At 60.6% G+C, this 11651-nt stretch carries 5 protein-coding genes and 1 pseudogene; 2 read left to right on the forward strand and 4 right to left on the reverse strand.

The window, feature by feature from the left end:
- Positions 1 to 4 precede the first annotated feature (4 nt).
- A complete protein-coding gene (gene purL, locus BMY98_RS20830) occupies positions 5 to 3904 on the reverse strand; it encodes a phosphoribosylformylglycinamidine synthase (protein ID WP_074892290.1) in 3900 nt (1299 codons plus the stop codon).
- Between the two features lie 213 nt (positions 3905 to 4117).
- Between purL and mltF the strand changes: the two genes are divergently transcribed.
- On the forward strand, positions 4118 to 5578 hold the full coding sequence (gene mltF, locus BMY98_RS20835; protein WP_074892291.1) for a membrane-bound lytic murein transglycosylase MltF: 1461 nt from the start codon (positions 4118 to 4120) through the stop codon (positions 5576 to 5578).
- A 35-nt stretch (positions 5579 to 5613) separates the two neighbouring features.
- On the opposite strand, the gene tadA is transcribed toward mltF, so the two are convergent.
- Both tadA and BMY98_RS20845 read right to left on the reverse strand, forming a co-directional pair.
- Entirely contained in the window at positions 5614 to 6096 is a 483-nt protein-coding gene (gene tadA / locus BMY98_RS20840; RefSeq protein WP_074892292.1) for a tRNA adenosine(34) deaminase TadA, read from the reverse strand.
- Positions 6096 to 7469: a multicopper oxidase family protein gene (locus BMY98_RS20845; RefSeq protein ID WP_074892293.1), complete on the reverse strand. Its 1374-nt coding sequence runs from the start codon at positions 7467 to 7469 to the stop codon at positions 6096 to 6098. Before BMY98_RS20845 ends, tadA begins: the two co-directional genes overlap by 1 nt.
- A gap of 172 nt (positions 7470 to 7641) precedes the next feature.
- Here BMY98_RS20845 and BMY98_RS20850 point away from each other — a divergent pair, with 172 nt between their 5' ends.
- Positions 7642 to 10563, forward strand: a complete 2922-nt coding sequence (locus tag BMY98_RS20850; RefSeq protein WP_074892294.1) for a membrane-targeted effector domain-containing toxin — start codon at positions 7642 to 7644, stop codon at positions 10561 to 10563.
- 432 nt (positions 10564 to 10995) lie between these two features.
- On the opposite strand, the pseudogene BMY98_RS20855 reads toward BMY98_RS20850, so the two are convergent.
- Positions 10996 to 11545: pseudogene (locus tag BMY98_RS20855) on the reverse strand (aldehyde dehydrogenase family protein); the annotation flags it as partial.
- Positions 11546 to 11651: the final 106 nt, after the last annotated feature.

Genomic DNA, 11651 nt, shown 5'->3' on the forward strand with positions numbered 1-11651 from the left:
ACGGTCAGTTAACCCAGACGCGCGCGTTACGGAACATGCGCATCCACGCGCCATCTTCAGCCCACTCATCCGGACGCCACGAGTTGGTCACGGCGCGGAACACGCGCTCGGGGTGCGGCATCATGATGGTGACGCGACCGTCGAGCGTGGTGAGACCGGCGATGCCTCGTGGCGAACCGTTCGGGTTGGCCGGATAGTTTTCCGTGACCTTGCCGTGATTGTCGACGAAACGCACAGCAACGGTGCCGGACAGATCGGTTTCAATCAGCGACTCAGGGGTCTTGAACTCGGCGTGACCTTCCCCGTGGGCGATGGCGATCGGCATGTGCGAACCGGCCATGCCTTGCAGGAAGATCGACGCCGACTTCTGGATTTCGACCATCGCCACGCGCGCTTCGAACTGCTCCGAGCGGTTGCGGACGAAGTGCGGCCAGAATTCGCTGCCCGGAATCAGCTCGCTGAGGTTGGACATCATCTGGCAACCGTTGCAAACGCCCAGGGCGAAGCTGTCGCTGCGGGCAAAGAAGCCCTGGAACGCATCCCGTGCGCGGCTGTTGAACAGCGCAGACTTGGCCCAGCCTTCGCCGGCACCCAACACGTCGCCGTAGGAGAAACCACCGCACGCCACCAGACCTTTGAAGTCGTTGAGGTCGACGCGACCGGCGAGGATGTCGCTCATGTGCACGTCAACCGAGGCGAAACCGGCGCGATCGAACGCAGCCGCCATTTCGACCTGACCGTTGACGCCCTGCTCGCGCAGCACCGCCACTTGTGGGCGAACGCCCTTCTTGATGTAAGGCGCAGCGATGTCGTCGTTGACGTCATAGCCCAGCTTCACGTTCAGGCCTGGATTGTCTTCTTCCAGCAGCGCATCGAATTCCTGATCGGCGCAATCGGCGTTATCGCGCAGGCGCTGGATCTGATAGCTGGTTTCGCTCCACTGACGCTGCAGCAGGCGGCGATCACCTTTGAACACGGTGTCGCCGCTCAGGCTGATGATCACATCGCTGTTGTTGATCGGCTTACCTATCACGGCGACGCAGTCCTCGCCCAGGCCGGCGGCGCTGAACTGCGCGAGCACGAGCGGCGTGGCGTCCTGGCGAACCTGGATCACTGCACCCAGCTCTTCGTTGAACAGAATGGCCGCGACTTTTTCGCGGGTGCCGGTCAGCGTGTCGAGTTCGAGGTTCAGGCCACAGTGCCCAGCGAACGCCATTTCCAGCACGGTCGCCATCAAGCCACCGTCGGAACGGTCGTGATAGGCCAGCAGGTGGTCGTCGGCGTTCAGGCCCTGGATCACGGCGAAGAAAGCTTTCAGGTCTTCAGCGTCATCGACGTCCGGCGCAACGCTGCCGAGCTTGCCGTGGGTCTGGGCGAGAATCGACGCGCCCATGCGGTTCTGGCCACGGCCCAGATCGATCAGGATCAGATCGGTCAGGCCCTTGTCCATGCGCAGTTGCGGGGTCAGGGTCTTGCGAATATCGGTGACAGGTGCGAAACCGGTGACGATCAGCGACAGCGGCGAGGTCACGGTTTTCTCGGTGCCCTCGTCGCTCCAGCGGGTCTTCATGGACATCGAGTCCTTGCCCACCGGAATGGTAATGCCCAGCTCAGGGCACAGCTCCATGCCGACGGCTTTCACGGTGTCGTACAGGCGCGCGTCTTCGCCCGGATGACCGGCTGCGGACATCCAGTTGGCGGACAGCTTGATGTCGGAAAGCTTGCCGATGCTCGACGCTGCGATGTTGGTCAGGGTCTCGCCAATGGCCATGCGGCCGGATGCCGGGGCATCCAGCAATGCCAGCGGCGTGCGCTCGCCCATCGCCATGGCTTCGCCGGTGTACACGTCGAAACTGGTTGCTGTAACGGCGACGTCTGCCACGGGCACTTGCCACGGACCGACCATCTGATCGCGATTGACCATACCGGTGATGCTGCGGTCGCCAATGGTAATAAGGAAGCTCTTGCTCGCCACTGCCGGGTGATGCAGCACGCGCTGCACGCTTTCTTCGATGTCGAGCGCGCTCGGGTCGAAGTCGTCGCCCAGCTCTGTTTCACGCTCGGCAGAACGGTGCATGCGCGGCGCCTTGCCCAGCAGCACTTCCAGCGGCATGTCGACAGGGTTGTTGCCGAAGTGGCTGTCAGTGACGGTCAGTTGCGGCTCTTCAGTCGCCTCACCGACCACCGCGAACGGGCAACGCTCACGTTCGCAGATGGCTTTGAAGCGTTCGAAATCCGGAGCGCTGACCGCCAGAACGTAACGTTCCTGGGACTCGTTGCTCCAGATCTCCAGCGGGGCCATGCCTGGCTCGTCGTTCGGCACGTTGCGCAGCTCGAAGCGGCCGCCGCGACCGCCGTCGTTGACCAGTTCAGGGAAAGCGTTGGACAGACCACCCGCGCCGACGTCATGGATGAACGCGATCGGGTTGGCTTCACCCAGCTGCCAGCAGCGGTCGATGACCTCTTGGCAGCGGCGTTCCATTTCCGGGTTTTCACGTTGTACCGAAGCGAAGTCCAGGTCAGCCGAGCTGGTGCCGGTGGCCATGGAGGAAGCCGCGCCGCCACCCAGACCGATCAGCATCGCCGGGCCGCCGAGCACGATGAGCTTGGCGCCGACGGTGATTTCGGCTTTCTGTACGTGCCCTTCGCGGATGTTGCCCATGCCGCCTGCGAGCATGATCGGCTTGTGGTAGCCGCGAACTTCATCGCCGTGGGGCGTGCTGATCGACTGCTCGAAGGTACGGAAGTAGCCGGTCAGCGCCGGGCGACCGAACTCGTTGTTGAACGCCGCGCCACCCAGCGGGCCTTCAATCATGATGTCCAGCGGCGTGACGATGCGCTCGGGTTTGCCGTACGGCTTCTCCCACGGCTGCTCGAAACCCGGAATGTTCAGGTTGGACACCGTGAAACCGGTCAGGCCGGCTTTCGGCTTGGCACCACGGCCGGTCGCGCCCTCGTCGCGGATCTCGCCGCCGGAACCGGTGGCTGCGCCGGGGAACGGAGCGATCGCCGTCGGGTGGTTGTGGGTTTCGACCTTCATCAGAATGTGCACCGGCTCCTGAACCGCACCGTACTCGCGGCTTTCAGGATTCGGGAAGAAGCGGCCGGCCACGCTGCCGACGATCACCGAAGCGTTGTCCTTGTAAGCGGACAGCACGCCTTCGTTGTGCATCTGGTAGGTGTTCTTGATCATGCCGAACAGGCTTTTTTCCTGGCTCTGGCCATCGATGTCCCAACTGGCGTTGAAGATCTTGTGACGGCAGTGCTCGGAGTTTGCCTGCGCAAACATCATCAGTTCGATGTCATGGGGGTTGCGCTTGAGGCCGGTGAACGCGTTCACCAGGTAATCGATTTCGTCTTCGGCCAGGGCCAGACCCAGTTCGACGTTGGCCTTTTCCAGCGCAGCGCGGCCGCCACCCAGTACGTCGATGGCGATCAGCGGCTTGGGCTCGGCGTGGCTGAACAGGCTGGCGGCCTCTTCCAGCGCGCCCAGGACGATCTGGGTCATGCGGTCGTGCAGCGCGTCGGCGATCAGCTGTGCGTCGGCGTTGCTGAACTGGCCTTCTACATAAAAGGCGATGCCGCGCTCAAGGCGCTGAATTTTGGTCAGGCTGCAATTGCGCGCGATGTCGGTGGCCTTGCTCGACCACGGCGAGATGGTGCCGAAACGCGGGAGGACCAGGAACAGGCGGCCCGCTGGCTCCTGAACCGGTACGCTCGGACCGTATTTCAGCAGGCGGGCAAGGACTTGCTGCTCGTCTTCGGTCAGAACGCCATTGACCTCAGCGAAGTGGGCGAATTCAGCGTACAGGCCACTGACAGCCGGAACTTTATCGTTCAGCTGCGCAAGTAATTTCTTGTGGCGGAAGGCGGAAAGGGCGGGAGCACCACGCAGGATCAACATCGTCGGGACAGCCTCGGGAAGGGGGTGTGCTTTGAGGCCGTGCATTCTAGCCTAATCAGTCTGCGTCGGCACCCGAAACCACGGCGCGGAATGCACCCGAATGTCGGCTCCGGGCGCTTGCCTGCGCCGGAAGGTAAAAAATCCTCTGCTCTATCAGACGCGACCCGCGCTGTCGAGATATGGCGGTATGGCTCCTTTGCGTATACTGCACCGATGTTTTCCCAATCAGATTTCCGCCCACGCTGTGCCAAGTGGCTCATCGCAACCGGAATCTTCCTGCTGCTCGGCGCGTGTGTGGAGAAACCCAACACGCTTGAACGAGTCAAGGAGGATGGCGTTCTGCGCGTCGTCACCCGCAACAGCCCGGCGACCTATTTTCAGGACCGCAACGGTGAAACCGGTTTCGAGTACGAACTGGTGAAGCGTTTCGCCGACGATCTGGGCGTTGAACTGAAAATAGAAACCGCCGACAACCTGGACGACCTGTTCGATCAGATGGGCAAGCCCGGCGGCCCGGTGCTGGCGGCGGCGGGCCTGGTGAGCAGCGAAAACCGCGCGAAGCAGGTACGCTTTTCCCACTCCTATCTGGAAGTCACCCCGCAGGTCATTTACCGCAACGGCCAGTCGCGGCCGACCGATCCGGGTGATCTGGTCGGCAAGCGCATCCTCGTGCTTAAAGGCAGCAGCCATGCCGAGCAACTGGCGGCGCTGAAGGTCAAGTACCCCGCCATTAACTACGAAGAATCCGATCAGGTCGAAGTCGTCGACCTGCTGCGCATGGTGGATGAGGGGCAGATCGACCTGACCCTGGTGGATTCCAACGAACTGGCGATGAATCAGGTGTATTTCCCCAACGTTCGCGTCGGCTTCGACCTCGGCGATGGCCGCGACCAGCGTTGGGCCGTGGCGTTAGGCGATGACAACAGCCTGCTCAACGAGATCAACGCCTACCTCGACAAGATGCAGAAGAACGGCATGCTGCAGCGGCTCAAAGACCGCTATTACGGGCATGTTGACGTTCTCGGTTATGTCGGCGCCTACACCTTCGCCCAGCATTTGCAGGAACGCCTGCCCAAGTACGAAAAGCACTTCCAGGCCGCTGCCAAGTCTGAGCAGGTCGACTGGCGGCTGCTGGCCGCAATCGGTTATCAGGAGTCATTGTGGCAGCCGGGGGTGACGTCGAAGACCGGCGTGCGCGGCTTGATGATGCTGACGCAGAGCACGGCCCAGGCCATGGGTGTGTCCAATAGGCTCGACGCAAAACAGAGTATTCAGGGCGGCGCCAAGTATTTTGCCTACGTCAAAGAACAGCTCGACGACTCGATTCAGGAGCCTGATCGCACCTGGCTGGCGTTGGCGTCCTACAACATCGGCAGCGGCCATCTGGATGACGCGCGCAAGCTGGCGGAAAACGAAGGCCTGAACCCGAACAAGTGGCTGGATGTGAAGAAGATGCTGCCGCGTCTGGCGCAGAAGAAGTGGTACAGCAAGACCCGCTACGGCTATGCCCGGGGCGGCGAACCGGTCAGCTTCGTTGCCAACATCCGCCGGTATTACGACATCCTGACGTGGGTGACGCAGCCGCAGATGGAAGGCGGTCAGGTCGCGGAAGGCTCGTTGCATGTGCCCGGAGTGGACAAGACCAAGCCGTCGGAAGAGAAAGCGCCGCTTTAGTCAGCGCCAAGGGATCCGCTCGCCGTCGCACTAAACTACCCCTTCGCCCGCCTCATCCTGAAAAACTCGCTCAGCATCGTCCCGCACTCCTCCCCCAGCACCCCGCCTTCGAATAGCACGCGATGATTGAGAAACGGCTGCGTGAAGAACTGCCCCTGACTCTGCACTACTCCTGCTTTCGGTTCAGTCGCGCCATACACGACGCGGCTGATACGTGAGTGGACGATCAACCCCGCGCACATGCTGCAGGGTTCCAGCGTCACGTAGAGCGTGCTGCCTGGCAGACGGTAATTGCTGAGTGACTGCGCCGCCGCGCGAATGGCGACCATCTCGGCGTGGGCACTGGGATCGCTGCCGCTGATGGGGCAGTTGAAACCGCGACCGATGATTTCGCCGTCCTGAACCACCACCGCGCCGACCGGCACCTCGCCCAGCAACGCACCTTCCGCCGCCAGCGCCAGGGCTTCGCGCATGAAATGCTGATCGCGACTGCGATCGATGATGGGCGGCTGACGCATCAGGAGACCTCGATAGCGGCCATGAGGCCGGTTTCCATGTGATCGATCACATGGCAGTGAAACATCCACACGCCGGGATTATCCGCGACCAAGGCAACGCGCGCGCGCTCGTTGCGCCCCAGCAGATAGGTGTCCGTAAAATACGGAACCACCTTCTTTCGATTGGAAGCGATGACTTTGAAACTCATCCCGTGCAAGTGAATGGGATGCTGATACTGCGTCATGTTCTTTAGCTCGAAGATGTAACTCTTGCCGCGTTCAAGCTTGGCGATCGGCCGGTCCGCGCAGGTCTTATCGGTGATGTCCCACGCCTGGCCGTTGATTTGCCACAAGCTGGGCGGCTTGCCGTTGTCGACATTCACCGACACCGAACCGACCCACTCGAAATTGAAATTGAGCTTCTCGGCGTTGGCCAGGTCAGGCTCGGCGACCGGATTGGCCGGCAGTTCGGGCGGCCACTCGCCTGGCGTATCGTTGTTGGCGACCGAGCGGAATGTGCCCAATCTCACGGGGCCGTTACGCAGGGAAATCTCTTCACTGGCCGCAGGCGCCTTGATCGCCAGACAGATGCGCATGCCCGGCCCCAGCCAGTAATCCTTGCCCAGCGGGCGCGGTTTGACCGGGTTGCCGTCCAGGGCGTAGATCATCGCCTCTGCGCCCGGCAGGTTCAGGCGATAAGTCACCGTATTGTCGAGATTGAGAATGCGCACCCGAGTGATTTGCCCGGCAGGCAGCTCGACGACGCCTTGTGGCACGCCATTGATCGTCGACAGGCGTCCCGCCGTGCCCTCGCGTGCAGCCTCGCGAATAACGCTGAAATCAGTGAAAGCGCCCTCCTCGTCCACGTGCCAGCTCTTCAGGCTGACAACGCGTTCGTGGGCAAACCCGGTCGGCTCGCGCTCCTCGACAATCAGCGGCCCGACCAGCCCGCGGCCCAGTTCTTCACTGCTGCTGACATGGGGGTGATACCAGTAGCTGCCGGCGTCCGGAACACGGAATTTGTAGTCGAAGTACTCGCCCGGTTTAACCGGCAACTGCGAAACGTACGGCACCCCGTCCATCTCCAGCGGCAGCCGGATGCCGTGCCAGTGAATGGTAGTTTCAACGGGCAGATGATTGATGAAGCGCACCCGCAGCCACTCGCCCTGTCTGACGCGCAGTTCAGTGCCTGGCGCCGAGCCGCCAAATGCCCAGGCGGGCGTCTGGTGCCCGGCCACCAGCTCAACGTCGAGCGGCGCGGCGATCAATTCGTAATCGTGCCCCTCGCCCGGCCCGCGTTTGCCGAGCCAATACCTTGAGGCGCCGCCAGCGCCAAGCCCGACCACCGCAAGACCGGCCAGACCTCCGAGTATCTGTCGACGGGTAAAAGACATGTACAAAAAACCTCAACAACGACTGACCGCATCCGGGAACGATGCAGGGGGCGGACACGATACACCGGCACTTACAGAAATTTAAGGTGAGGGCGGACGCAATACATATTTAGTGCCAAATGAATCGGGGATCACGCCAAGCTTGTCCTCCCATTCATCAAGGAAGACGAATATGACCGTTGCCCCCGCCCGCCCACCCGTTGCATCCCTGAGCCAGGACCGAACTGCCCTCGTTAAAATGAGTGAGCGCCTGGTCGAGGCCTGCCCGGACATGCGCGAAATGGCCCGCAGCATCGCCCAGGAAATCCTCCTGCGTCACACCGGTCACGACATCGAGCCCGACACAGTTTATTGGCACTGCTTCCACACCGCAGAGAGCAGCCCGCGATCGTTCAATGGCTGGCAACACCAGGACGCGCCTTACCAATCGATGACCCTTGCGCAGTTGGTCATGCACCGTTTCAACCCTCACGATCAGGACAACGCCGACACCCTGCAGATGCTCAGCGGGTTCTACACCGCGGGCCCTGATGCAGAAGCATTCGATGAGCGAAACGAGGTCATGATGTTGCCAGCGCAGGTCATGAGCGACTTCTGGGCAGTGGATTTCAAATCCCGCTTTCAAGAGAAGTTGAAGACGTTCTGGCGCGACTTCGCCGACGATTTCCGCACCCTGGCCAAAGCCAACTTCATCGCCACCGCCTTCGAAGACCACCACGCCGGCTGGCTCAGCGTAGAAGATCTGCGAACCGTCTTGCGTGCGGCTAACGTTGAACCGACCGATTCTCCGAGCCTGCAAACACTCCAGGCCAGCGCGCCGGCCAGTCTTGACGCGAACGTCTGGACCTTCGACGTGATCGGGTACGATGCCAGCGACATCTTGCGAATCGTGACCTCGACCGGCCGACAGATCCTCTACACGCCCGGCGAAGTACAGGCGTTTCATACCTTCGATACGCCGGAAGAGCTGCACTGGTGGCTGCTGTCGCAGAACAACCGCCCGGAGCGACGTGCACGCTTCATGGGGCACTTCCCGCTGTCGGCCCATGGCGAGGCCGATGAAAACATCGGGCTGTTTCACGGCCTGGATGTGCTCTACACCACGTGGGGCGCGGCGCATCCCGGTCTGATCAATCAACAGAGTCGGCCTGTGTCAGGGGACCCGTTCGCTCATCTGCGCGACGTAATCCGGGCGCGGATGTTTGCCGACGCAGATCTGGCGCTGCATTCCAACGGCGACCTGCGCAAACAGATGTGGATCGGCTATCTGCGATCGTTCTCTCAACTGTCCGGTGCGCTGGCAGCGATTGACTGGCCGATTGCGCTGGCAGCCGTGGGCGCCGGCATCGCCGACATGGGGCTCAACATCGATCAGGCCGTGAACGGCGCGAGCACCGCTCAGCGCAAGGCCGGGGTCATCGGCGCCGTCACTGCGGGCATCGACACGCTGTTTAATAGTGCATTTCTTGTGGGCGGAGAGGCGTTGGCGGAAGGCGAGCTACCGCAGCCTGAAGCCGGGTTGGAGCCAGTCCCCGAAGTCGATGAACCTGTGGGTGGGTTCGTAGAGACGCCGGGCTTCGAACCCGAATCCGTTTACCCCTTTGAGCGCAACGATGGGCTGAATTCTTTCGAGACCAACATGCTGCTGGATGCCTTCGAGCCCATACGTGAAGAGGGCAAGATGAACGGCATCTACCTGACCGATCAAGGCGAAACCTTTATCGAGATCGATGGCTTCGCCTACGCCGTTCGCTACATCAACGAACTGAAATCCTGGGCCATCATCGACCCTGAGAACCCCTTCTCGTTTTATCGCAACAGACCCGTACGGCTTAACAGCGCCGGGAAGTGGGCGTCGATCAATCCCTTGACCCTGCGGGGCGGCGGGAAGGCGCTGAGCAAGCAGGCGGTCGGCCGAGGCGCCGTCACTCCAGCTCCCGTTCACAGCCCGTACGAAGTTCCGGAGGCGCTCAAAGCTGATCTCATGGACGGCGCACAACATGGTGGACGTCGTGTCGATGACCGCTACCACAGCGGTGACTTCAGCACACGCGACCCTTATGACGATTTCAAACGCCTGCGTCACGGTCTGCGCAATGACGCCGACGCATTCTTCACGACACTCCAACTGCCCCCGCGCCCGGAAATTCCTGAGCTGCCTACCGATGCGCCGTTGAAAAGCACGCTGAAGACGTTGTTCCAACGATCACCGGGTCTGGTCATCGGCGAGAGTCACGCCGGCATCGGTAGCAAACAGTTTCTGATCGAACAGATGCCGCGTCTCGCCAAGCTCAAGGTGCGAACGCTGTATATGGAGCACCTGATGAGCGATTTTCATCAGGCAGATCTGGATGCTTTTTCAAGGACCGGTGATATGTCGCCTCAGCTTGAAGCCTATGTCGACACCCTCGACAAAGGGCACCGGACTGATCCCACCGGTAAACACACCTTCATGGCCGTGCTCAAAGCCGCCAGAGCCAATAGAGTGCGAATCAGCGCCATCGACTGTATGGCGAGTTACCGCCTCGACGGCGTAGAGGGTGGTGAACGAACCCTTAGGCAAAAAATGATGAACTACTTCGCCAAAGGCGTTATCGATTCGCATCAGGCATCAAACAGCGGCAACTGGGTCGCGCTGGTCGGCAACTCCCACGCCAACACCTATCAGGGCATCCCGGGCGTGGCCGAACTGGAAGGCGTCATCGGATTGCGCATCGAAGATGTACGCGTCATGGAGTCCGGAGGGATCACCCCTGACCCCGGTGCCGAGATGTTCGATTCTATGGGCCGTCGCGCAGGAACAGTAAAGAGCGACTTACGCCTGCAATACCTGAGTGAGGCGCCCCGGCAGGAAACCGATCTGGAAAATACGCTGCTCCACCCCGGCATGTTCACGCTCGAACGAACCGGCGAAGGGGTGACGCTCATACACCGCAACAAAGCAGGCGCTGCAGTTCATACGGAGGTTAAACACGAGGGTAATCGCGTGTACATCGACCGCCCGGCATGGCCCCGTATCAGCGGACGCAGGTTCGATACCTTGGCGGATCTGACGACTGCGCTGGAGCTGATGGGGATGAGGCTGGTGGGCTGAGGCGGAAAACGTAAAAAGCCGAGTGAGACGTTGAGGCTCACTCGGCTTTCGCTTACGACGGTGTGGCAGTAGTCAGCTGAGGTAGCCGATCACTCCCACTCGAACATCAACAATAATTAAAACCCCATAAAGATCATATGCTTACTTTAATTCTATAAGCTGATACCACGAAAAATACCATTAATGGAAAACTGTTTTCGCACGCTCGGTATTACTAACGCGGTGTGGTTAGCAGACGGAAACTCGATCAAGTGCCGCGAGTAGTCCACATTGGATCTCAGACTGATAAGATCATCATTGGTAATGTGCAGTGTGATAGACGCCTTGGTGCCCACAGCCACCTATCGCAAATTTTTCATGATTGCTTGTACCCCTCTGTTGTAGTTGTCGGAACTGGTTCAGGCCGCCCTGACACAGGTATTTGATGTGCATTTAGTCCTCAAGGCCGTAGCGTGAACCCTCGCGGCCATACCCCGATTCTTTGACACCCCCAAACGGGGCGGTCTCTGCAGCAAGAGCCCCTTCGTTGATGCCCACGATCCCCGAATGGAGTGTCGTTGGCCATTTCGATCACTTGCGCTTCAGTCGTGAAGCGGAAAATGGGGGCCACGGGGCCGAATGTCTCTTCGTTGCAAAGCTCCATTTGCGAGTTCGCATTGATCAGCACTGTCGGCGCGTAGTAGTTCGGACCGTCTGCGACAGCGTCGCGGATGCGTAGACCTCCGGTGGCGATTTCTGCGCCTTTTGAAACAGCGTCATCCACGTGGCGGGCGATCTTGTCGATGGCGCGGGCGTTGATCATCGGACCAATCTGAGAATCGCTGTGGGAGGCTGGCCCAACCTTGAGCGCGCTGACTCTTGCCACCAGCTTTTCAACGAATTTATCGTGAACAGCGCTCTGCACATAGATCCGATTGGGGCACACGCAGGTCTGACCGCCGTTACGAAATTTGGAGACCATGAGGCCGTCCACTGCAGCGTCGCCAGCCAACTGGGGTACGGCTCATTAGCCGCCTTTAGCTGAGCCTTTAAACGTTCTCCGGGCTTGTCCCCAGGTGCTGTCCGAGCAACAACAACGTAGCGGATCA

It is taken from the genome of Pseudomonas graminis (assembly GCF_900111735.1).
GTDB lineage: Bacteria > Pseudomonadota > Gammaproteobacteria > Pseudomonadales > Pseudomonadaceae > Aquipseudomonas > Aquipseudomonas graminis.